Source organism: Clostridium moutaii (genome assembly GCF_041205085.1).
GTDB lineage: Bacteria > Bacillota > Clostridia > Clostridiales > Clostridiaceae > Clostridium_B > Clostridium_B moutaii.
The window spans coordinates 1-22,719 of sequence record NZ_JBGEWD010000026.1 but is presented as its reverse complement, the minus strand read 5'-3'; the positions used below and the strand labels follow the sequence as shown (position 1 = coordinate 22,719).

Annotated in this window: 21 protein-coding genes and 1 riboswitch; of the genes, 19 read left to right on the top strand and 2 right to left on the bottom strand. The window is 32.4% G+C overall.

Annotated features, from left to right (window positions below):
• Nucleotides 1-10 precede the first annotated feature (10 nt).
• Nucleotides 11-346 (bottom strand): hypothetical protein, encoded by a 336-nt coding sequence (locus AB8U03_RS16960; protein ID WP_369705737.1) that lies wholly within the window; start codon nt 344-346, stop codon nt 11-13.
• A 228-nt stretch (nt 347-574) separates the two neighbouring features.
• Between AB8U03_RS16960 and AB8U03_RS16955 the strand changes: the two genes are divergently transcribed.
• Nucleotides 575-1,633 carry an HD-GYP domain-containing protein gene (locus tag AB8U03_RS16955; protein WP_369705736.1) on the top strand — a complete coding sequence of 353 codons (1,059 nt, stop codon included), beginning with the start codon at nt 575-577 and terminating at the stop codon, nt 1,631-1,633.
• A 92-nt stretch (nt 1,634-1,725) separates the two neighbouring features.
• The gene (locus AB8U03_RS16950) at nt 1,726-2,748 is read left to right on the top strand and encodes a rhomboid family intramembrane serine protease (protein WP_369705735.1); all 1,023 of its coding nucleotides are present in this window, start codon (nt 1,726-1,728) and stop codon (nt 2,746-2,748) included.
• Nucleotides 2,749-2,825: 77 nt separating this feature from the next.
• Here AB8U03_RS16950 and AB8U03_RS16945 read toward each other — a convergent pair whose 3' ends face one another.
• Nucleotides 2,826-4,583 carry an ATP-dependent metallopeptidase FtsH/Yme1/Tma family protein gene (locus tag AB8U03_RS16945; RefSeq protein WP_369705734.1) on the bottom strand — a complete coding sequence of 586 codons (1,758 nt, stop codon included), beginning with the start codon at nt 4,581-4,583 and terminating at the stop codon, nt 2,826-2,828.
• 472 nt (nt 4,584-5,055) lie between these two features.
• On the opposite strand from AB8U03_RS16945, the gene AB8U03_RS16940 reads away from it, so the two are divergent.
• From AB8U03_RS16940 to AB8U03_RS16860, 17 genes are all read left to right on the top strand, one after another.
• A complete protein-coding gene (locus tag AB8U03_RS16940) occupies nt 5,056-5,982 on the top strand; it encodes a glycerophosphodiester phosphodiesterase (protein WP_369705733.1) in 927 nt (308 codons plus the stop codon).
• A gap of 77 nt (nt 5,983-6,059) precedes the next feature.
• Nucleotides 6,060-7,004 (top strand): YkvA family protein, encoded by a 945-nt coding sequence (locus AB8U03_RS16935; protein ID WP_369705732.1) that lies wholly within the window; start codon nt 6,060-6,062, stop codon nt 7,002-7,004.
• 91 nt (nt 7,005-7,095) lie between these two features.
• Nucleotides 7,096-7,254, top strand: coding sequence for a YtxH domain-containing protein (locus AB8U03_RS16930; RefSeq protein WP_369705731.1), 159 nt, complete (start codon nt 7,096-7,098; stop codon nt 7,252-7,254).
• A 261-nt stretch (nt 7,255-7,515) separates the two neighbouring features.
• Nucleotides 7,516-8,820 (top strand): tetratricopeptide repeat protein, encoded by a 1,305-nt coding sequence (locus tag AB8U03_RS16925; protein ID WP_369705730.1) that lies wholly within the window; start codon nt 7,516-7,518, stop codon nt 8,818-8,820.
• An 18-nt stretch (nt 8,821-8,838) separates the two neighbouring features.
• Complete coding sequence (locus AB8U03_RS16920; protein WP_369705729.1) at nt 8,839-10,125, top strand: transcriptional regulator; 1,287 nt, start codon at nt 8,839-8,841, stop codon at nt 10,123-10,125.
• 73 nt (nt 10,126-10,198) lie between these two features.
• A complete protein-coding gene (clpB, locus tag AB8U03_RS16915; protein ID WP_369705728.1) occupies nt 10,199-12,793 on the top strand; it encodes an ATP-dependent chaperone ClpB in 2,595 nt (864 codons plus the stop codon).
• Nucleotides 12,794-12,822: 29 nt separating this feature from the next.
• A riboswitch (cobalamin riboswitch) is annotated at nt 12,823-13,003 on the top strand.
• Between the two features lie 116 nt (nt 13,004-13,119).
• Nucleotides 13,120-13,440 carry a DUF3870 domain-containing protein gene (locus AB8U03_RS16910; RefSeq protein ID WP_369705727.1) on the top strand — a complete coding sequence of 107 codons (321 nt, stop codon included), beginning with the start codon at nt 13,120-13,122 and terminating at the stop codon, nt 13,438-13,440.
• A gap of 305 nt (nt 13,441-13,745) precedes the next feature.
• Entirely contained in the window at nt 13,746-15,269 is a 1,524-nt protein-coding gene (locus AB8U03_RS16905) for an acetyl-CoA hydrolase/transferase family protein (RefSeq protein ID WP_369705726.1), read from the top strand.
• A gap of 17 nt (nt 15,270-15,286) precedes the next feature.
• Nucleotides 15,287-16,951 carry an acyl-CoA mutase large subunit family protein gene (locus AB8U03_RS16900; RefSeq protein ID WP_369705725.1) on the top strand — a complete coding sequence of 555 codons (1,665 nt, stop codon included), beginning with the start codon at nt 15,287-15,289 and terminating at the stop codon, nt 16,949-16,951.
• A gap of 84 nt (nt 16,952-17,035) precedes the next feature.
• The gene (locus AB8U03_RS16895; RefSeq protein WP_369705724.1) at nt 17,036-17,434 is read left to right on the top strand and encodes a cobalamin B12-binding domain-containing protein; all 399 of its coding nucleotides are present in this window, start codon (nt 17,036-17,038) and stop codon (nt 17,432-17,434) included.
• 13 nt (nt 17,435-17,447) lie between these two features.
• Complete coding sequence (gene meaB, locus AB8U03_RS16890) at nt 17,448-18,404, top strand: methylmalonyl Co-A mutase-associated GTPase MeaB (RefSeq protein WP_369705723.1); 957 nt, start codon at nt 17,448-17,450, stop codon at nt 18,402-18,404.
• 1 nt (nt 18,405) lies between these two features.
• Nucleotides 18,406-18,813 (top strand): methylmalonyl-CoA epimerase, encoded by a 408-nt coding sequence (gene mce, locus AB8U03_RS16885; RefSeq protein ID WP_369705722.1) that lies wholly within the window; start codon nt 18,406-18,408, stop codon nt 18,811-18,813.
• Nucleotides 18,814-18,841: 28 nt separating this feature from the next.
• The gene (locus AB8U03_RS16880) at nt 18,842-20,383 is read left to right on the top strand and encodes an acyl-CoA carboxylase subunit beta (protein WP_369705721.1); all 1,542 of its coding nucleotides are present in this window, start codon (nt 18,842-18,844) and stop codon (nt 20,381-20,383) included.
• A gap of 27 nt (nt 20,384-20,410) precedes the next feature.
• Complete coding sequence (locus AB8U03_RS16875) at nt 20,411-20,734, top strand: OadG family transporter subunit (RefSeq protein WP_369705720.1); 324 nt, start codon at nt 20,411-20,413, stop codon at nt 20,732-20,734.
• Between the two features lie 20 nt (nt 20,735-20,754).
• Entirely contained in the window at nt 20,755-21,135 is a 381-nt protein-coding gene (locus tag AB8U03_RS16870) for a biotin/lipoyl-containing protein (RefSeq protein WP_369705719.1), read from the top strand.
• A gap of 58 nt (nt 21,136-21,193) precedes the next feature.
• On the top strand, nt 21,194-21,355 hold the full coding sequence (locus tag AB8U03_RS16865) for a hypothetical protein (protein ID WP_369705718.1): 162 nt from the start codon (nt 21,194-21,196) through the stop codon (nt 21,353-21,355).
• On the top strand, nt 21,342-22,463 hold the full coding sequence (locus AB8U03_RS16860) for a sodium ion-translocating decarboxylase subunit beta (protein WP_369705717.1): 1,122 nt from the start codon (nt 21,342-21,344) through the stop codon (nt 22,461-22,463). The genes AB8U03_RS16865 and AB8U03_RS16860 overlap by 14 nt, the downstream gene beginning before the upstream one ends.
• Nucleotides 22,464-22,719: the final 256 nt, after the last annotated feature.

Sequence of the window (22,719 nt, the reverse complement as noted above, 5' to 3'; positions counted from 1 at the left end):
TAAGCATAAGTTAAAAGTTAGTCTGCTGAAGAGTTACTTGAGCAGGATATACTTTTTTTACTTTCCATACTCCTCTGTTGTTTTTTTCTAAAAATACTGTATATCCTACCTTTCGATGAGGGGATTCACTTGATATACCCTCAATTTTAATGAATGCAACTGTACCGTTGGAAAACGATGTGGTCATGTCTTGCATATCATATACCTTATATTTATTGAAAATTCCCGTAGTAAAATAATGTGTAACTGCATAATCGATGTCTGTACATTTGTTTGATATATATATATATTTAATTGTCGTAAGAGTTACAATAATTAATATAACTATAGATATAAATTTTTTCATATTTTACCCCCATATAATGGAAAATTGCTTTTAATATTATAATATCTAAAATTTAAACATAAGTAAATACTAAATTCATATTTACATAACAAAGTTTTCGATAATAAAAAATTAAATGAGAGTGAAGATATTTTTAATTAAAAGTTAAGATATTTTAATTTTTACAATAATATGTTATGCTGTCATAAGAAAGAAAATTACTACGCAAAACTTTATTGAGGTGAAATAATGAGACTAGAATTTATAAATAAGGTTAAAGAAAAGGATGTACTGGGAAAAAGCATACTAACAAGTGAAGGACAAGTCTTGTTAAGGGCAGGAGTAGAATTAAATAATAACTATATAGATAAACTAGAGGAATTAGGTGTGTTTTATTTATATGTAGAGGATGAAAGATTAGAAGATGTGGATGTGGAAGATGAAAAATTAACTAAATTGAAACAATTCACTATTAGGAGCATGTCAAATATACTTGCAAATCTACATGATTGTAATGGAAGAAAGCTGAAGGAATCTTTAAGTAATGTAGAAGATATGATAAGCTATATAATTGAGCTTGGAGATGTTAATAAAAGTCTTTATGATATCCAAACCTATGATAATTATACTTTTATTCATTCGATAGATGTATGCATTATGGCTTCTTTTTTAGGTATTTCAGCAGGATACAATCAATGGGATTTAAAAGAAATTGGAGTAGGAGCGGCACTGCATGATGTGGGAAAAATCAAAATCCCCATGACCATATTAAATAAAAAAGATAAGCTTACAGATAAAGAATTTTATGAAATAAAAAAGCACCCTATATATGGTTCGCAAATATTGAAAAAAAATTTTGCAATTTCAAACAATATAATAAAAATGGTGGAACAACATCATGAAAGAGTAGATGGAAGAGGATACCCTTACGGGCTTAATAACAAACAAATAACAGGAGCTGCAAAGCTGGTTTGTATATGTGATGTATATGATGCAGTAAGCAATGACAGGTGTTATAGAAAGAAGTTTAACCCCAGTGATGCCTATGAACTTATACTTTCAGGAAGTGGAAGCAGTTTTGATCAAAGCCTAGTATCCTATTTTAAGAACACCTTTGCCATTTATCCATTGGGGTGTTGTGTTAAATTATCAAATGAAGTTGAAGGTTATGTTATAAAGCAAAACAGAGGATTCCCAGATAGACCGGTAATAAGAGTGCTTTATGATACGAAAACCAAAGAGTCCATACCGGCTTTTGAAATAGATTTGTTAAAAAATACAAATATAATTATAACTACAATAGTTTGAGTAAAATAAAGTTGGATAGAACAATTTGTAAAGTATATAATAAGTCTAAGGGTGTTTAATTATTGTACGGGAATATTTTTTAGGAGATAAACATGAATCTATATATTAACAATTTAATAGATAAGTTATACAAAATATATAATTTTAATATTATAGAAATGAAACAACAGGCAGGAGTATGTGGTAAATGGGCAGTATATAACAAGGATGGCAATACCTTAAATATAATGTTTTTTTCTGTTGTAGAAAGTTACAGGAATATAAGGGTGGAAGATATAATATACAATTTGAGAAAATCATTTCAAAATGTAGATATAAAGCTGATACAGATAGTGTTGGATGGAAATGCCTGTATATCAGGGGATAATAATAATCCACAATTAAACTATGAAATTTATCCACAATGTGAATTGATTTTGATCAATCCTGTTTTAAATCAGATAATGTGTTGTACAAACGGTGCAAAAAATTTAGCAAACCAAATATCCGGTGTCATGTCCTATATGAAAGAGGATAAATCTAATAATAAAGGTGCTGACAGTAAAATAGAAATAAGTAAATTTATTGTTACATACGTTATTATAGCTTTAAATGTAATGATGTATATTATAACTTCATATCTTTCTCGAAATATATTTGATAGTAATTTAAATGTACTTGTATTTATGGGAGCTAAGGTTAATTCACTCATATCCGGCGGACAGTACTATAGATTATTTAGCTGCATGTTCTTGCATGCAGGGATAATACATTTAGGGGTAAACATGTACTCACTTTATATAATGGGTACCTTTATTGAGAAAGTGTACGGCAAATTCAAATATATAATTATATATTTCATTTCAGGTATTATTTCATCTATGACAAGCTATATATTTTCGCCTTCCATTTCAGTAGGCGCTTCAGGCGCAATATTCGGACTTTTAGGTGCTGCGCTGGTATTTGCCCTTAAAATGAAACAGCAAATAGGAAAAGGATTTATCATGAATATAATGTCTGTAATTATAATGAATCTTATAATAGGATTTTCCATAGCAAATGTAGATAATTTTGGACACTTGGGTGGGCTCCTGGGAGGTATATTTATCACCTATTTATTGGATGGGATCAAGTGATTTTTATAAAGAGGCCTTCAGATTCAGATGAAAATTGATTATTTCTGAACTTGAAGACCAAGGTTTAAGGACAATAATTATCTATGTGTTGTTATTTTTAAATCTTCCAAATCCTTTGAGAACAGGGTTTCTTTTTCCAAAAGCAATTCTGTTATTTTTTTAAGACAGTGTCTATTTTCAATTATAATATTTTTTACTTCGGTATATATGGAATCAATCAGTTTTTTGCATTCATGTATTATCTCATCCTGGTTTATATTTAAATCATGTAGTTCCTGCATGTTTAAAAGCCCCAGTGTTTTTCCCATGCCGTATTGGGTTATCATGTTGAAGGATATACTGGTACTGCGCTGCAGATCATTACGGGCTCCAGTAGTTATATAATTGGATCCGAACACCACCTCTTCGGCAGCTCGTCCTCCAAGGAGTACCATTATTCTTCTTTTTAAATAATCTTTATTTTCATAGAGCTTGTCTTCTGGAATACTTAAGGTATAACCTCCTGCACCTTTGGTGCTAGGGATAATCGTTATTTTGGATATTTTTTCATTAGGCAATATCTTCAAAGACACCAATGCGTGTCCTACTTCATGGTATGCAGTTATTTTTCTATCTATATCTCTTATATAATCTCTGTTTTTCTTTTCGTACCCTGCAAGTACAATGGAAAAGGCCTTGTCCATATGCTTATTTTCAATAGTTACACTATCCTCTTTACAGGCAATTATAGCAGCTTCATTTATCAAGTTTTCAATTTTTGCACCTGAAAAATAAGAAGTTTTTTGTGCCCATTCATGTACATTTATATTACCCATAGGTTTATTTTTCAAGTGAAGGTTTATGATTTTTTCCCTTGAAGAAATATCAGGTAGAGTTATTTCTATATGTCTGTCAAACCTACCTGGTCTTAAAAGAGCAGGATCCAACATATCCAATCTATTAGTTGCGGCTATAACTACAATGCCTTCCTTTTCATCGAATCCAGACATTTCCGTGAGAAGAGCATTTAAAGTCTGATCTCTTTCATCAGAACCTCCAGAACTGTTTGAACCACTTCGTTTTTTACCAATGGCATCTATTTCATCTATAAATATAACTGCCTTTCCCTGGCTATTACCTCTGGCCTTTTTAAATAATTGCCTTATACGGCTGGCTCCAACACCTACATATACCTGTATAAAGTCAGAACCAGAAACAGCATAGAAAGGAACATCCGCTTCACCTGCAACAGCTCTTGCAAGAAGAGTCTTACCTGTACCTGGCTGACCATAAAGCATAATGCCTTTTGGCATTCTGGCACCATATGAAGCATATTTTTCTGGATTCTTTAAAAAATCCACTACGTCTTTTACACTTTCCTTTGCCTCTTCATTCCCAGCCACATTATTAAAATTGTAGTTGGAGTCTTCAACAGCGGTGGCATCAAGGGAATCCAAGGACAATACCCTTTTAGAAGCTTTTCCAGAAGATTTAAGTGACATGATTATAATGGATATAATGGAAATAGCCATTAAGGCAATAGGGTAAGTCTGTCTACTATTTGCAGGATAATTTTCAAATACATTTATTCCCTTTTCCAAAAAAGTTTCTTTAGCATCAGGTGTTCTGGGATTATCTGTTTCGTAGGTTGTGCCGTTTTTTAATTGCACCCTTATTTTAGGAGAATCCGTTATATAAATTGTGGAGATATTCTTACTTGATAAATCTTTTTCAAATAAAATATACGATTTGTAGCTTATAGAACTATTGTTATAATTCATAAATACTAACAAACCTAAAGATAGTATAAGCACTGAAATTGGTATTAAAATAAATTTATTTTTTAGCATTTTCATTAAAATTTTCACCCTCTTAAAATAATTCTTAGTTTAATTATAAAAAATTAACTATGATGAAATTATTTTACATGTAATCTGTAAAATGAATTAGTTTACAATAAGTGATTTAAAAATATCAAGCATATGTAAATTGTGATATTATAATGATATTATAATATTTTTGCCCATTAGTCTAATGAAAATCATAAATTTTTCTAGTGTAATTTATGGAAGAAACTGAAATCCACTGAAATGGAGGGGTCGTATGACCCGTAAAGGTGATTCGTCAAAAATTAAATAGATATGTTAATTTGAATCTGATATAATTTAAGATATTGATATCGGAGGAGCATGAATTGATTGAAATTATCGGATATTTATTAATGGTAATAATAGTGAGAGAATCTTCATTTAAATAAAGAAATTCAAAAAATCTAGGATAAAAAGATAATTGCAATTTTTTATGGGAGATGATAGTATTCGCAAGATTATGATAAATATAATTATTATTTTGTTGATTGCACTGACTTCAGAAACAAATACTTCAATTTCAGATTATAATAATGTCAATAAATATTTCTCTAGTATTTCCCGTGAAGAACCAAAAAAGGTGCCTGGATTAAAAGGCAACTATAATAAATTATTGAATATAATTACGTGGAAAGGACAAAATTCTGTAGATTTTAACAAACCAATTTTAGTGGCTCACCGTGGTGCAAGCAGTATTGCCCCCGAAAATTCTATTCCAGCAATTGATGAAGCAGCTAAAAGGGGATATTGGGGTGTAGAATTGGATATTTGTTCATCATCTGATGGTGTCTTATATTTACTGCATGATGGAAGGCTTGACAGAACCACAAATGGACATGGTTTAATCACGAGAAAAAGTTCATATAAAGTAAATAAACTTATAATTAATCAAGGATCAAATATATCTTCTTATCCCAATTTAAAATTACCAAGGTTTGAAGATGCACTTATAGAGTGCAAAAAATATAAGGTTGTACCAGTATTTGATATTAAGTTCCTTAGTAAAAGCCATAGGGATTTAGATACATTTTTAAGAATTATACATAAACATGATTATGAAAAAAAATTATTAGTTCATGCATTTAATTATAGGGATCTAGAGTATTTGCGCAGTAAAGATAAAAATATTATTTTAATGCCAATGGTAAATCCAAACAGTATAATACATGGCTATAACTATATAAAGTCATTTGGTGCTACAGAAATTGATTCCAATATTATCTATCTAAATAAAAGAATTGTACAGCGAGCTCATAAAGATGGTTTAAAAGTATTTTGCTGGACAGTTGACACAAGGCCAGAGTTAAATAAGGCTTTAAATTTAGATGTGGATTTTATATATTCGGATACTTTTTATCCAGGCAATATAAAGTCTTCTGGGAAGTAAATTGATTTAATTAACATCATTTATCTAAAAGAACTAAAGTGAATAAAAATCAGCAATATATGAAAGGAGAATTATGTATGAAAGTGTCTGTGGCAAAAGTTATTTTAACTGAAGAAGATATACTCAGCATAGCTCAAGATTATTTAAAAATAGAAGGATTGAATATAGAAAATATAACCATACAAGAGATGATTACAATAGAGGGAATTTACAAAAAAAAGATAAATACTGCTTTTGAGGTTAAATTGGGGCTGGGAAATATAAAATATAATATCATAAATTTAAAAATATTTGATTTAAAGGTTCATAAATTGAAGATATTTAAAGGTGTTAAAAATATTGCCATAAAAAAGATATTAGAGGATTTTTCCCCTTATGGAGTAAATGTGGATGGAGATAATATAATTGTCGATCTGAATTTAGCCGTAAAACTTATACCTTATTTTAATCTTAAATTAAACCGTATAGAAATATTACCTAGTGCATTACAAATAGAGGCAGAAAATATAAAATATGAAAAAGAAAAAAAATTTCCTCATATAGAAAAGAAGAGAAAGAATGTATTGATTTTAGATAAATATCATAAATTGAGGAAGAAAATTGTACATAAAGTGCCTCCTAAATATGAAAAAATTGTGGAGTATGGAATGCTTGTACCAGATATTATAGTGTTGTTTTGGAGATTGCTGAAAGATAAAAGAGTGAATTTAAAGGTGAAGACTATGTTAACTGCACTAATAGCATATCTTGCCAGCCCAATCGATTTAGTACCTGATTTTATACCTTTTATAGGAAAAATAGATGATATTGCCATAGCATTTTTTGCGTTGAATATTATAGTAGATGAAATACCGGAAAAAATCATAACTGACAATTGGCAGGGAGAGGAAAATATAATTTTAATTACAAAAGAAGTGGTAAATTATACTACAAAAATACTTGGAAGTAAAAATATATCTAAAATTTTAGAACAACTTCAGAATATATTTAAATCCCGTGATATAGATAATTGTAAAAATTAATTTGTTTAAAAAAATTAATTTTGCACATCCTACATATATAATTCTTATTAAAAATAATAAGTAATTATGAAAAATTTAGGGAAGGAGCAGGATGATAATGCATGGAAAATTTTTAGCAGGTGCAATAATCGGAGCAGCAGTTGGTATGATGGTAATTCCAGAATTGGGAGGATCCAATAAAAGAAAGATAAGGAGAGCCTCCAGACATCTGAAAAGTACTGCAGATGATATGATGAATTGGATGAAATGATAGTTTACAATTTAATATAAATAAAATAAGATGTACATTTCTTCTCAATATTATATTAGAGGTAAAAATGTACATCTTATTTTGTCTTTAATATAGATATTTGTTGAACTTACCCATAATATAATTGAAATTATATCGTTTTTTTAAAAGGTTTTCTTTTGTTGTTAAAAATATGGTATAATAAGATAAATACTTCGTGAAAATTTTAATTTGGTTAAAATTTATGATTTATAGCTGCATATGGCAAAGGAAGAGTGAATTATGGAAATACTTTCTTTAGGAGAAAAGATAAAAAGAAGAAGAAAAGAATTAAATATGACTTTAAAGGATTTAGCAGGGAATAGAATTACACCGGGTCAAATAAGCCTTGTAGAATCAGGAAAGTCAAATCCTAGTATGGATTTATTGGAATATTTGGCCACAGAATTAAAAACTTCTATTGAATATTTGATGGAATCAGAAGAAACTCAGGCAGAAAAAATTTGTACTTATTTTGAGAATATAGCTGAATCCTACATAATAAGTGAAGATTTGATTCAAGCGGAACAATATATTGAAAGAGCTTTATATTTTGCAGAAAAATACTGTTTGGAATACAAAAAAGCAAAAAATTTGTATTTAAGAGGTATAATTTATATGATCAAAGGGGAGTATCCAATTTCACAGCAAATTTTCCTGTCAGCTAATAGTATATTTATTAAAAATAATAGGTATGAAGAAACTATAAAAACCTTTATTAATTTAGGTAAAATTACAATGGACCTAAAGTCGTATCATTCTTCCTGCAGTTACTTCCAACAAGCAGAAAATATATATAATGAAAATAAAATAGGAAATGATTTCTTAATTGGAGAGATATATTATTATATAGCATGTGCAAATTTTAAATTAGAGAATATAGAACAAGCTATAAATTACTCTTATTTAGCAAAAGAAAAATTTAATCAGATGGACAATAAAAAGGAATATGCTAAGACACTTTTTTTGCTGGCTGAAGAATATAGCAAAAGAGGAGATATGAGTAATGCTATAAAATATTCTAAAAAGACTTTAGAAGTATATAGAAAGTTAAATGATACCATGAACATTGCAAAAATTGAAAACAATTTGGGAAAACTTTTTTATCAGTTCGATAATATTGAAGAATCTTTTATTCATTTAAATAAGGCAAAAGAGTTGAGAATAAAGCTTAAGGATAGTGATGTTATCACAACATTGGTAAATATATGTGAAAATTATATAAAGTTAAAGGACATTGAAAATTCAAAAAAAGTTCTTGATGAAATAATGGATAGGGTTGATGAGGGGAATAATAAAACTTTAGTGTATTATTATCTATTGAAGTTCAGAATAAATATGCTGGAGTCCAATAAAAAGGAAGCAGAAAATACATTGATTATGGCGTTGAATTTTGCCAATAATATGGATTATATTGAAGAATCGGCTAAAATATCAATAACATTGGGAAAGTTTTATATAGACAATAACATGAATAAGGAAGCTGCTAAATATCTAAATGAAGGTGTTGACAACTTTAAAAAAATTGGGATGTTAAAAGATTCTTAAATAAAATAGGTGAGAATTATGGAGATACTTTCTACTGGAGAAAAAATTAAAAGAGCTAGAATATATAAAGGATATACCTTGAAAAGCTTATGTGATAATAAAATCTCTGTTTCAAAAATGAGTTGTATAGAAAATGATAAAATAAAGCCGGAGCAGTGGATTCTGGAATTTGTGGCAGATAAGCTTGAGGTTGATATGGAATACCTGGAGCAGGATGTGAAAAGCCAAATAATAAAAAACATAAATGATATATCCAAAAATCCACCTGCAGAAAATTATGAAAAGGTACTCTGGTATAATCTGAAATTTGCTGAAGGTTATTCCTATTATAATATATGTTTCACAATAATACATATGCTTTTTAATTACCATCTAGATAGAAATGAATTTGAGAAAATGCAATTTATAGTCTCTCCATATTATGAATATTTACAAAAATGTTTTTCTAATAAAAATGCATCTATGTACTATATGGACATTGCCAGATATTTTTATGTTTCCAAAGAATATTTTCAAGCTATAAATTATTATGATAATGTGCTGAATATTTGCAGAAAAAGCGACTATAATGAATATTTAGCAAAAGCCATGTATTGTAAAGCTTTTTGCTATTTTATTATAAAGGATTATGATAAGGCATATGAATTGGCAATGAAAATTATAGATTTAGAGGATTCTACGGGAGAAAGTATAGAAAATGTAGAGGTATATCATATGCTTGCTGTGATTTCGTTGAAAATGCATACCAATAAGTTTGAAAAATATGAAAAAAAGGTATATGAACTCTATAAAAATGATTTGAAAAGTAAATCTGAAGCAATGTTTGATTATGCTCAAGTATTATTTAGTTTGAAAAAGAAGGATAGAGCACTAAATTATTTAAATAAGTCACTGGATATATATCCTAAGGATAATATAAAAGAACTGGTGAATTTTATGCTCATGAGTATAGATGATCTGGTGAAAAATAAAGTCATGAAAAGGGCTCATGCTATATGTGACGTGACTTTAGATTATGCTATAAGCCTAAATAATATAACTTTTATAGAAAAAGCTTATTATTATAAGGCATTAATATTATTAAAAGAGGGAGATTTCACAAGGGGAGAAATGTATATGAATTTTTCTCTAGATAATTTACTTAAGTTTGGTACAAGTAGTGAAATATATAAAAGGTATATGGAAATGGGGAAAATGTACTATAATATTAATAATGTTTCGGAATCAATTAAATATTTTAGTTTTGCTATTAATTTAAAGGAAAAGTATAAATTCTTATCTGATAAAAAATGTACATATGTATAATACTAAATTAAAATAAATTGAGAGGGAGGAGCTGTGTTAAAACTTATACGAGTTTTGCACGACGTATTTTATTATGGATATAAATAAACTTACAGTAAAAGCACAGCAGTCAATAAATGAGGCACAACTCATAGCTGTAAAATACAGTCATCAGCAAATAGATGTGATTCATTTATTTTCAGCGCTGGTGTTTGAGGAAAATGGATTAATTCCAAACATATTTGGAAAGATGTCCATAGATGTAAAATCACTTGTAAAGGAAACTAAGAATGTCTTGGATAAAATGCCCAAGGTATTGGGAGAAGGGGCACAGAGTAATTCGCTCTATGCTACTAGAAGATTTGAAGATGTTTTTGTAAAGGCAGAAAGTATAGCTAAAAATTTTAAAGATTCCTATATAAGTGTAGAGCATATAATGTTGAGTATTATGGAAATGCACTCCAGTGATGTGGATAAAATATTAGAAAAATTTAATATAAAGAAAAGTGGTTTTTTAGAAGCATTGTCCCAGATTAGAGGCAATCAGAGAGTTGATACCCAGGATCCGGAGGGAACTTACGAAGCACTGGTTAAATATGGCAGAAATCTGGTTGAAGAGGCAAAAAAACATAAATTAGATCCTGTAATAGGCAGGGATGAAGAGATTAGAAGAGTGGTCAGAATACTTTCAAGAAGAACTAAAAATAATCCTGTGTTAATAGGAGAACCAGGGGTAGGGAAAACTGCTATAGTGGAAGGATTGGCAGAGAGAATTATAAAAGGGGATATACCAGATGGACTAAAAGACAAGGTAATATTTTCCCTTGATATGGGATCCCTAATTGCTGGAGCCAAATTTAGAGGTGAGTTTGAGGAAAGATTAAAGGCTGTTTTAAAAGAAGTACAAAAAAGTGAAGGCAAGATAATACTTTTTATAGATGAAATTCACACTATAGTTGGAGCTGGAAAAACGGAAGGTTCCATGGATGCAGGAAATTTGATAAAACCAATGCTTGCAAGAGGTGAGCTTCACTGTATAGGAGCTACTACCTTTGATGAATACAGAAAATATATAGAGAAGGACAAAGCTCTTGAAAGAAGGTTTCAGCCAGTTGTAATAGATGAACCAAGTGTAGAAGATTCTATTTCAATACTTAGGGGACTTAAGGAGAAATTTGAAATATATCATGGCATAAGAATTCATGATTCTGCTATAGTAGCTGCAGCAAAACTTTCAAGCAGATATATAACAGATAGATATTTACCTGACAAGGCCATAGATTTAATCGATGAGGCCTGCGCCATGATAAGAACTGAAATTGATAGTGTACCAACTGAAATGGATGATGTCAGGAGAAAATTGTTTCAGCTTAAAATTGAAAAAGAGGCATTATCGAAGGAAAAAGATAATGCTTCTGTGGAAAGACTTAAAACAGTAGAAAAAGAACTGAATAATTTAAAAGATAAGGATAATGAACTAACTGCCAAATATGAAAAGGAAAAGTCCAATATAACGGGAGTCAGGAATTTAAAAAAACAATTGGATGAGGCAAAGGGACAAATTGAAAAAGCAGAAAGAGAATATAATCTGAATAAAGTTGCAGAATTGAAGTATGGAGTCATACCTAAGCTGGAAAGTGAAATAGCATCAGGTGAAAATTTGATAAAAGAAAATAATGAAAGTGCAATGCTCAAAGAAGAAGTCACAGAAAAGGAGATATCCCAGATAGTATCTAAATGGACGGGAATACCTGTATCCAGATTGGTAGAGGGAGAAAGGCAAAAACTTATTAAATTAGAAGGTGAGCTTTCAAAAAGAGTTGTAGGACAAAAGGAGGCTGTGAAAGCAGTTTCTGATGCTGTAATAAGAGCAAGAGCGGGAATGAAGGATCCAAATAGACCAATAGGATCATTTATATTTTTAGGGCCTACAGGTGTAGGTAAAACTGAACTGGCTAAAACCCTTGCAAGAACTTTGTTTGACAGTGAGGAAAATATAATTAGAATAGATATGTCGGAGTATATGGAAAAGTATTCTGTTTCAAGGCTTATAGGAGCTCCTCCGGGATATGTAGGTTATGAAGAAGGAGGACAGCTTACGGAAGCAGTTAGAAGAAAGCCGTATAGCGTAATACTATTTGACGAGATAGAAAAAGCTCATAATGATGTATTTAATATTTTTCTTCAGATACTGGATGATGGGAGACTTACGGATAATCAAGGCAAAGTGGTAGATTTTAAAAATTGTATTATAATTATGACTTCCAATATAGGAAGCAGCTATTTACTGGAAAATAAGAGCAGTACGGGAATAGATAAAAATATAAGAGATAAAGTAATGAATGATATGAAGTTAAAATTTAAACCTGAATTTTTAAACAGGTTGGATGATATCATAATGTTTAAACCGCTAAATACAGAAGAAATTAAAATTATAATAGATATATTCTTAAAAGATATAGAAAGTAGGTTAAAAGATAAGAATATCTATATAGAAATAACTGATAAAGCTAAGGAAATCATAGCAGAAGAAGGATATGATCCGGTTTATGGGGCTAGACCTTTAAAAAGATACATGGAAAATGTACTGGAAACTTCTATTGCCAAGAAGATAATTAAAGGGGAGATTTATGAAGGTTGTAATATAAGAGTGGATTATGATGATAAATTTAAAATAGACAAGATATAGGATTATTATTTCAAATAATCTATATTTTGAAGATTAAATATTTAAATGGGTGTTATTTATTTAATAAGTAAAAGGAAAAGTATAAAGACTGCAGCCCGCCGCTACTGTATGGAGGATGAAACTTTATTATGCCACTGGATTATATATCTGGGAAGGCCAAGGAGTAAAATGAATCTGAGCCAGGAAGCCTGCCTAATATCTATGTTGATTCTTTCGGAGGGAAGGAAAATTACATGCTTTAAATTTGTAAGTTATATTTACAATTTAATGTAAAATCATTAATACATTAGGTTCTATAAATAATATGTAGATTTGAGGTGTATATTTTGAAGAAAAATAACATATTTATTACTGGATATGCAAAGCTTCCGAAGGGAATAACTGCAACCGAAATTTACAATGAGATTGTTATAGGAATTATTATAAATAGATGTTCCGGCGAAATACAGGATGTGGAGTGCTCCTTTGTGACCGATACTGCCAAAAAATATGCAAAAAATTTATTAATAGGGAAGAATTTAAATAATGTTAAAGAAATAGTAGAGGATATAGAAGATAATTACTTTGGAATGGCTAAAAAATCTTTTATAGCGGTATTGATAAACTGCTATGAAAGGTATAAAATAATAATGAACAAAGAGAATTAAAAACAATTTAACAAAATTGCCATTTTATTATAACATAAAGGTTGATCCCTTTATGCAGAATTAATAAAAAACACGGCATTAGTGTATTTTTGAGTACACTGATGTCGTTTTTTAAATGTATATTTTTATGAACTATATGTTAAGAAAGAAAGAAAAAAGTAGAAAGGAGAATGTAAATTTTTAGTATTAATAGTATGAATTAATTATAAAGTTAAGGCATTTATTTAAGTTTAAGGGTAATAATAATTTTAAAGGTAATAATAATTTAAAAACAGAACAATTATTTATAATGAAGAGGGGATAGCATGATCACGGATAGAATAAAAAACAAAGACCTTTTGAAATATATAGGCACAGCTAATGATGCAGCTGATCTTATAAAAGATGGTATGACTGTAGGAACTAGCGGATTTACATTTTCAGGATATCCAAAATCTGTACCGATGGCACTGGCAAAAAAGATAAAAAGTGGTGCTAAGATAAAAATAAATTTATTTACAGGTGCCTCTGTAGGTGATGAACTTGATGGAGAATTGGCTAGAGTTGGGGCAATTAACAAGAGATTTCCGTATCAGACACATAAAGATGTTAGAAATGCCATTAATGCAGGTGAAATTAATTATGTAGATGCTCATCTCAGTATGTCACCACAAATGGTAGATTATGGATTTATGGGAAAAATAGATGTGGCAATAGTTGAGGCTGTGGGTATAACTGAAGAAGGATATATTATACCAACTACATCAGTGGGTAATGCACCTACTTATGTTAGAGATGCAGATATAGTAATTGTAGAAATAAATGAAAGTCAGCCTGTATCGCTTATAGGAATGCATGATGTATACGTTCCTGAGAAGCCACCTTTTAGACAGCCAATACCTATAATTCATGCAGGGGACAGAATAGGTACCGATTACATAGTTTCGGATCCTAAAAAGATAAAATGCATAGTTTTCAGTGATATAAAGGATAATATCAGAAAGGTTGCACCTATAAGTGATGTAAGCAGAAGAATGGCGGGAAATCTGATAGATTTTCTTGAAAATGAAGTTAAACAGGGAAGGCTTCCAGAAAATTTACTTCCAATTCAATCAGGAGTTGGTTCAGTTGCAAATGCAGTACTTGAAGGATTAAAAGAATCCAGATTTACCAATTTGCAGGTATATACTGAGGTTGCACAGGATTCAGTATTTAATTTAATGGATGAAGGCAAGATTTCAGTAGCCTCTGCTACATCAGTGTCTTTTTCTGAAGCAGGACAGAAAAAATTCTATGAAAAGATTGATGAATACAGAAAGAAATTTATATTGAGGCCCCAGGAAATCAGCAATAATCCAGAAGTAATCAGAAGACTTGGAGTAATAGCCATGAATACACCTATAGAAGCAGATATATATGGAAATGTAAATTCAAGTCAAATAATGGGTTCAAGGATGATGAATGGAATAGGTGGCTCAGGTGATTTTACAAGAAGTTCGTATATTTCAATATTTACTACAGAATCAATAGCTAAAAATGGTGCAATATCCTCAATAGTACCTATGGTACCTCATTGTGATCATTCTGAGCATGATGTAGATGTCATAGTAACAGAGCAAGGGGTAGCTGATTTAAGAGGATTATCTCCAAAAGAAAGGGCAAAGGTAATAATAGAAAATTGCAGTCATCCTGACTATAAGCCATTCCTTAAAGATTACTTTAAGAGGGCAAGTCAAGGTAAAAATATTCATACACCGGTTTTATTAAATGAAGCTTTATCATGGCATGAAAGATTTGTTAAGACTGGGAGCATGAAAATTAAAACTGATAAATCAAAGGTAGAAGTATAAAGAAAAGGGGTTAGAAAATGTTTAATGAAGAAAAGATGAATGAAGTTAAAAAAGAAAAAGAGAACTGGGAAAAAGGTACCCTTTCAAAGGCTCTTGGAAGGTTTCCGGAAAGGAAAAAGGCTTTTAAAACCACATCTAATATAGAGGTAAAGAGACTTTACACTCCTGAAGATGTGGATAATGTTGATTATAACAAAGAACTTTCTTTCCCAGGAGAATATCCTTATACAAGAGGAGTTCAGCCTACAATGTACAGAGGAAAATTCTGGACAATGAGACAGTATGCAGGTTTTGCCACTGCAGAAGAATCAAACAAGAGATATAAATATCTTTTATCTCAAGGCCAGACAGGACTCAGTGTAGCTTTTGATTTGCCAACACAAATAGGTTATGATTCAGATCATGAACTTGCCGAAGGTGAAGTTGGAAAAGTTGGAGTTGCCATAGATTCCCTTAAAGACATGGAAACATTATTTGATGGAATACCACTGGACAAGGTAAGTACTTCCATGACAATAAATGCACCAGCTTCAGTACTTCTTGCAATGTATATTGCAGTGGCTGAAAAGCAGGGAGTAACTCCAGAAAAATTAAAAGGTACTATACAAAATGATATTCTAAAAGAATACGTGGCAAGGGGAACATATATATTCCCAGTTCAGCCGTCCATGGGACTTATAACACATATATTTGAATTCTGTTCAAAGAATCTTCCAAAATGGAATACAATATCCATATCCGGATATCACATAAGAGAAGCAGGTTCAACAGCTGTACAGGAAGTGGCATTTACCATTGCAGATGGAATTGCATATGTAGAGGCAGCTATAAAAGCAGGACTTGATGTAGATGAATTCGCACCAAGATTATCATTCTTTTTTAATGCCAACAATGGATTGTTCCAGGAAGTAGCTAAATTCAGGGCAGCAAGAAGAATATGGGCAAAGGTTATGAAAGAAAGATTTCATGCTAAAAATCCTAAATCTTTGAAGTTGAGGTTCCATACTCAAACTGGTGGCTGCACTCTTACAGCACAACAACCTGACAACAACGTAGTAAGAGTTGCACTGCAGGCACTGTCAGCAGTACTTGGAGGTACTCAATCCCTTCATACAAATTCCAAAGATGAAGCACTGGCACTTCCAAGCCAGGATTCAGTAAGAGTTGCACTTAGAACTCAGCAGATTATAGCTTATGAAAGTGGAGCAGCTGATACAATAGATCCTCTGGCTGGATCATATTTTGTAGAATCTTTGACTGATGAGACAGAGAAAAAGGCAATGGAATATATAAAGAAGATAGATGAGCTGGGTGGAGCAGCAAAGGCTATTGAGAAGGGTTATATACAAAAAGAAATAGAGGACAGTTCCTATGATTATCAGAAGGAAGTAGAATCCGGCGAACAAGTAGTTGTAGGGATGAATAAATTCCAGATAGAAGAGGAACCACCAAAGGGACTTCTTAAAGTTGATCTTTCCGTAGGAGAAAAACAGAAGGAAAAACTTAAAGAGCTAAAGGCAGAGAGAGATTCAAAAGCTGTAAGTGAAAAACTTGCTGCATTGGAAACTGCTGCTAAAAAAGGTGACAATCTTATGCCTTTTATAATTGATTCTGTAAAACAATATGCTACTTTAGGCGAGATATGCGACGTCTTAAGGGGAGTATTTGGAGAATATAAATAGACTTGTTTGTTGGCATGAATTAAAAGTATATAATTCTGCTTAATATTAAATTCATAATTTATAAATTAAACGGAGGTTTTAAATATGGATAGACCAATAAGAGTTTTAGTTGCAAAACCTGGTTTGGATGGACATGACAGAGGAGCTAAGGTAATAGCCAGGGCACTTAGAGATGCAGGCATGGAAGTTATATATACGGGACTTAGACAGACACCGGATCAGATTGTGGAGGCAGCAATACAAGAAGATGTTGACTGTGTTGCAATGAGTATATTGTCAGGTGCACATAATACCTTATTCCCAAAAGTGGTAAATCTGCTTAAGAAAAAGGGAGCAGGAGATATGCTTGTCATAGGAGGTGGAGTTATACCGGAGGAAGATATACCAGGACTTGAGAAGGCTGGAGTAAAAGCTATTTTCACACCGGGAACTAAGACATCAGTGACAGTGGACTTCATTAAGAGTAACGTCAAGTTGAATTAAAGGGTGAGTATATATGGATATTGAAGATATTAAAGCAGGGGTTGTAAACGGCCAAAAGAGAGCTGCTGCCAAACTTATAACAATGATGGAGAATGAAGACAGCAGGGCTCTTGATTTAATGAAGGAGTTATATCATCTAACTGGAAAGGCAAAGGTAATAGGAATAACTGGCCCTCCAGGAGCAGGAAAAAGTACGGTGACGGATCAGATAGCAAAACTTATTAGAAAACAGGGCAAAAATGTTGGAATTATAGCTGTTGATCCCACCAGTCCATTTTCTCATGGAGCAATACTGGGTGACAGGATTAGGATGAATGATCTTAACACCGACCCAGGTGTATTTATAAGAAGCTTGGGTACAAGAGGAGCACTTGGAGGACTTTCAAATGCTGTATATGGAACTGTAAATATTCTGGATATTTTTGGAATGGATTATATATTTATTGAAACTGTGGGAGTAGGACAGTCTGAGGTAGATATAGTCAAAGTGGCTGATGTTGTAGTTATGGTAATGGTTCCAGGCCTGGGAGATGATATACAGACCATGAAGGCAGGAATAATGGAAATAGGAGATGTGTTTGCAGTTAATAAATCAGATAAAGAAGGAGCCCAGCGTACAGCAGCAGAAATAGAAGCCATGTTGAGCTTTAGTGATAAAAAGGGGAAAGATGCTCCAGTGTTAAATATAACCGCAAAGAGTAATGATGGGATAGACAAATTGCTTTCCACCATAGATGACTGCTATGACAACATGCGGTCAGACGGTTCACTGACACAGAGGTCCAAGTCCAAATTAAGGGAAAAGATAATTTCTATACTTCAGAGCAATCTTGTAAAATCAGCTTTGAATATGGATGACAAGACAGGTATGCTTAAAAAGCTTGTAGAGGACGTATTTGATAAAAAAATTGATCCCTATACTGCATCCACTATACTATATAAAAATTTTAAAATGGGAGATGAAAAATAACATGAGTATTGATTTAAAGAAAATAGATCATGTAGGAATTGCTGTAAAAAGTATTGAGGAGTCATTGAAATTCTATGAAGGAGTTTTGGGACTTAAGTGTTCAGGAACTGAAGAAGTAAAATCCCAGAAGGTAATAACAGCTTTTATACCACTTGGAGAAAGTGAACTTGAACTTCTTGAGCCTACAAGTGATGATAGTCCTATAGCAAAATTTATTGAAAAGAATAGAGAGGGAATACAGCATATCGCAGTTAGAGTAGATGATGTAGAAGCATCACTTGAAGAGCTTAAAAAACAGGGTGTAAGACTTATCGATGAAAAACCTAGAGATGGTGCAGGCGGTGCAAAAATTGCTTTCGTGCATCCCAAGAGCACAAAAGGTGTACTTTTGGAACTCTGCCAGAGATAATAATTTTAGTTATTAAGGAGAGAAAAATATGAGCAAAATTAATGAACTTGTAGCCGAAAAGAAAAAGATTGAAAAAGGCGGAGGAGAGGCAAGGATCGAGAAACAGCATAAAAAGGGAAAGATGTTTGCCAGAGAGAGAATAGAATACCTGCTGGATGAGGGCAGCTTTGTTGAAGTAGGAGTATTCGTAAGCCATAGATGCAGCAATTTTGGTATGGAAAAAGTTGAAATACCTGATGAAGGTGTTGTAACTGGATATGGTACAGTTGATGGAAGACTTGTTTATGTATATGCTCAGGATTTCACTTCCACAGGTGGAGCTCTTGGAGAAATGCATGCAAAAAAAATATGTAATATAATGGATTTGGCCATAAAAACTGGAGCCCCTGTAATTGGCATGAATGATTCAGGCGGAGCCAGAATTCAAGAAGGAGTAGATGCTCTTGCTGGATATGGAAGCATATTCTATAGAAATACAAAGGCATCAGGAGTAGTACCTCAGATATCCATGATAATGGGACCTTGTGCCGGTGGTGCAGTATATTCACCAGCATTGACTGATTTTATATTTATGGTTGATAATACCAGCCAAATGTTTATAACAGGTCCACAGGTGTTAAAGACAGTTACAGGTGAGCAAGTAACTGTAGAGGAATTAGGAGGAGCAGGTGCACATAACACGAAATCTGGAGTTGCACATTTTGAAGCTCCAGATGAAAAGACTTCTCTTGATCAGGTAAAGAAACTTTTGTCATATCTGCCTTCCAATAATATGGAGAGTGCTCCAGAAGTTGAAATGGAAGATGATTTGAACAGGACTATTCCTGATCTTGATACTATAATTCCTGATAATCCAAACAAACCTTATGATATGAAGGAAATAATAAACAGGGTAATTGACAACGGAAGCTTTTTCGAAGTACAGGAAAAGTTTGCTCAAAATATTATAACTGGTTTTGGAAGAATTAATGGAAGAAGCATTGGAATAATAGCAAATCAACCAAAGATGCTGGCAGGATGCCTTGACATAAATGCTTCAGATAAATCTGCAAGATTTATAAGAACTTGTGATGCTTTCAATATTCCACTTTTAAATATAGTTGATGTACCGGGATTTTTGCCAGGTACAAACCAGGAATATGGTGGAATAATAAGACATGGTGCTAAAATGCTTTATGCATATTCGGAAGCCACTGTTCCAAAAGTGACATTGATTGTTAGAAAGGCTTATGGTGGTTCTTATCTGGCAATGTGTAGCAAGGATTTGGGAGCAGATATAGTATATGCTTGGCCATCTGCACAGATAGCTGTAATGGGACCTGACGGCGCAGCAAATATCGTGTTCAAGAAACAGATTAAGGCTGCACAAGATCCAGAAGCTGAAAGACGTGCAAGAGTACAGGAATATAAGGATGATTTTGCTAATCCATATATGGCAGCAAAGAGAGGATATGTGGATGATGTAATAGTTCCATCAGAGTCAAGGCAGAGAGTGGCAGTAGCCTTTGAAATGCTAAAAGACAAGAGGGAAAGCAACCATCCAAGAAAGCACGGCAATATACCTGTATAAAAGAAGGGTATATAGAGGAGGTTTTGTATGTCTAGTTTATTGATTCTGATAATTGCAGTTGCTTGTATGTTGTTATTGTTTAAGGTGACTCCACCGTCTTATAAGCCACCTAAAAATAATAGTATAGAAAGCAAAACTGCAAATAAAGAAGAAAAGCAGAAAATTTTAGTAAAAGATGAGGAAGAGGACAGGGAAGACGAGGAAGAACTGGTAGCCGTAATAACTGCTGCAGTGGCAGAAACCCTTGGAACTTCCAGTTCTCATGTATTCATAAGAACAATAAAAAGAGTAGCACCGGCTGCTTCGCCATGGACTACTGTAGGACGTCAAGAACAAATGAAGGCAATTTAAATTGTTAAGGAGAATGAATTATGAAAAAATTTAACATTACCGTAAATGGAAAATCATATGAAGTTGAAGTAGACGAAGTGGTTGAAAATTCAGCGCCTGTTTACCAGGCTTCTGCACCAGCACCAAAAGCTGCACCAGCACCAAAAAAGGCTGCACCTGTTAAAAAACAAGCACCAGTAATAACTGGAGGAGAGACAGTTACAAGTCCAATGCCTGGAACTGTTATGGATGTAAAGATAAAGCAGGGAGATGTAGTCAAGAAAAATGATGTTCTATTCATACTGGAAGCTATGAAAATGCAAAATGAAATAAGAGCTTCAAAAGGTGGAACTGTTGCACAGATAGTAGCTACAAAAGGAACATCAGTAAATACAGGAGATACACTGGCAGTATTAAAATAGCACCGTTATTTATGACAATATTTAGTTATAGCTTAAATTTGAACAGGGAGGTAGAAAAATGATAACAGATTCTGTTACAGGTGCAGTTCTGATTTCTATAATAGATATGATACTGCTGCTTTTTTTCCTATATGTCATAGGTTTGATTTTAAAATTACTCCCAATGATTAATAAAATTAACTCTGATTCTCATGGGAGGGGAAAACATGATAATACTTAATGCGCTTAATTCAATGTGGCATTCAACGTCTTTGATAAACATATCAATTGGAAATATATTTTTAATTGTTCTGGGTATAGTGTTCATTTACCTTGCCATAGTTAAAAAATATGAACCTTTTTTACTTGTAGGAATAGGCTTTGGATGTATAGTTGCAAATATACCTGGGAATGAACTTATTAAACCAGGCGGACTTTTTAGTTTCTTTTACCTAGGAGTTCAAAAAGTTATTTTTCCACCTTTGATATTTCTCGGGGTTGGTGCCATGACAGATTTTGGGCCCATGATTGCAAATCCAAGTCTCATGGTACTGGGTGCATTTGCCCATGTGGGAATATTTATAGCAATCATCGGAGCTAAAGTACTTCACTTTACATTAGCTGAAGCAGGTGCTATAGGAATAATAGGTGGAGCAGATGGACCTATGGCTATATATGTTACGCAGACATTGGCGCCGCAGCTGATGGCACAAATTTCTGTGGCAGCATATTCCTATATGGCACTTATGCCGCTTATACAACCGCCAATTATGAAATGGCTCACAACTCATGATGAAAGAAATATAATGATGAAGCAGTCAAGAGAAGTAACTAAAAGGGAAAAAATTTGTTTCCCAATACTTATAACAGTAATAATTGATTTATTGCTTCCTCCAATTGCACCACTTATAACCATGCTGATGCTTGGAAATTTATTTAAGGAATGTGGAGTTGTAGACAGACTTGCCAAAACTGCCAGCAATTCATTTATGAATGTAATTACTATAATGCTGACATTATCTATAGGTTCAAGAATGGGAGCAGATACTTTTCTTACAGTAAAAACGCTTGAAATCGTAGTACTGGGACTTATAGCTTTTATGACAGGTACTGCCGGAGGTATCTGGGGAGGAAAGATCTTGTGCAAATTGTCACATGGAAAGATAAATCCTCTTGTTGGATCTGCAGGTATAGCTTCAGTTCCAATTGCAGCCAGGGTTTCACATAATGTAGCTTTGCAGGAGAATAAATATAATTTCCTTATAATGCATGCCATGGGACCTAATTTGGCCGGTGTGTTCGGAACTGCAATAGCAGGAGGAATACTCATTACATTAATTGCCCATTAAAGGCTTAATGAAATACCGTACTACATGGGAAAATTAAATGTAGTACGGATTCCATTTTATATTTTACTGATTAATAGCAGGAATTTTGCATAATATAAATTATTAAAGTAGAAATAATGATGGAAAAAATGAAAACCTTTAATGGCGTAGTGAACATTAGCAATAGTGGTATTAAAATTCAGAGAGAACATTAGCGCATATATATTTTGGGGAGGGATTATAAAAATGAAAAAGGGATATATATTTATTATTTTAA

Coding starts and splice junctions, on each gene's coding strand:
- AB8U03_RS16960 (WP_369705737.1), bottom strand. CDS start 346: ATGAAAAAATTTATATCTATAGTTATATTAATTATTGTAACTCTTACG.
- AB8U03_RS16955 (WP_369705736.1), top strand. CDS start 575: ATGAGACTAGAATTTATAAATAAGGTTAAAGAAAAGGATGTACTGGGA.
- AB8U03_RS16950 (WP_369705735.1), top strand. CDS start 1,726: ATGAATCTATATATTAACAATTTAATAGATAAGTTATACAAAATATAT.
- AB8U03_RS16945 (WP_369705734.1), bottom strand. CDS start 4,583: ATGAAAATGCTAAAAAATAAATTTATTTTAATACCAATTTCAGTGCTT.
- AB8U03_RS16940 (WP_369705733.1), top strand. CDS start 5,056: ATGATAAATATAATTATTATTTTGTTGATTGCACTGACTTCAGAAACA.
- AB8U03_RS16935 (WP_369705732.1), top strand. CDS start 6,060: ATGAAAGTGTCTGTGGCAAAAGTTATTTTAACTGAAGAAGATATACTC.
- AB8U03_RS16930 (WP_369705731.1), top strand. CDS start 7,096: ATGATAATGCATGGAAAATTTTTAGCAGGTGCAATAATCGGAGCAGCA.
- AB8U03_RS16925 (WP_369705730.1), top strand. CDS start 7,516: ATGGAAATACTTTCTTTAGGAGAAAAGATAAAAAGAAGAAGAAAAGAA.
- AB8U03_RS16920 (WP_369705729.1), top strand. CDS start 8,839: ATGGAGATACTTTCTACTGGAGAAAAAATTAAAAGAGCTAGAATATAT.
- clpB (WP_369705728.1), top strand. CDS start 10,199: ATGGATATAAATAAACTTACAGTAAAAGCACAGCAGTCAATAAATGAG.
- AB8U03_RS16905 (WP_369705726.1), top strand. CDS start 13,746: ATGATCACGGATAGAATAAAAAACAAAGACCTTTTGAAATATATAGGC.
- AB8U03_RS16900 (WP_369705725.1), top strand. CDS start 15,287: ATGTTTAATGAAGAAAAGATGAATGAAGTTAAAAAAGAAAAAGAGAAC.
- AB8U03_RS16895 (WP_369705724.1), top strand. CDS start 17,036: ATGGATAGACCAATAAGAGTTTTAGTTGCAAAACCTGGTTTGGATGGA.
- meaB (WP_369705723.1), top strand. CDS start 17,448: ATGGATATTGAAGATATTAAAGCAGGGGTTGTAAACGGCCAAAAGAGA.
- mce (WP_369705722.1), top strand. CDS start 18,406: ATGAGTATTGATTTAAAGAAAATAGATCATGTAGGAATTGCTGTAAAA.
- AB8U03_RS16880 (WP_369705721.1), top strand. CDS start 18,842: ATGAGCAAAATTAATGAACTTGTAGCCGAAAAGAAAAAGATTGAAAAA.
- AB8U03_RS16875 (WP_369705720.1), top strand. CDS start 20,411: ATGTCTAGTTTATTGATTCTGATAATTGCAGTTGCTTGTATGTTGTTA.
- AB8U03_RS16870 (WP_369705719.1), top strand. CDS start 20,755: ATGAAAAAATTTAACATTACCGTAAATGGAAAATCATATGAAGTTGAA.
- AB8U03_RS16865 (WP_369705718.1), top strand. CDS start 21,194: ATGATAACAGATTCTGTTACAGGTGCAGTTCTGATTTCTATAATAGAT.
- AB8U03_RS16860 (WP_369705717.1), top strand. CDS start 21,342: ATGATAATACTTAATGCGCTTAATTCAATGTGGCATTCAACGTCTTTG.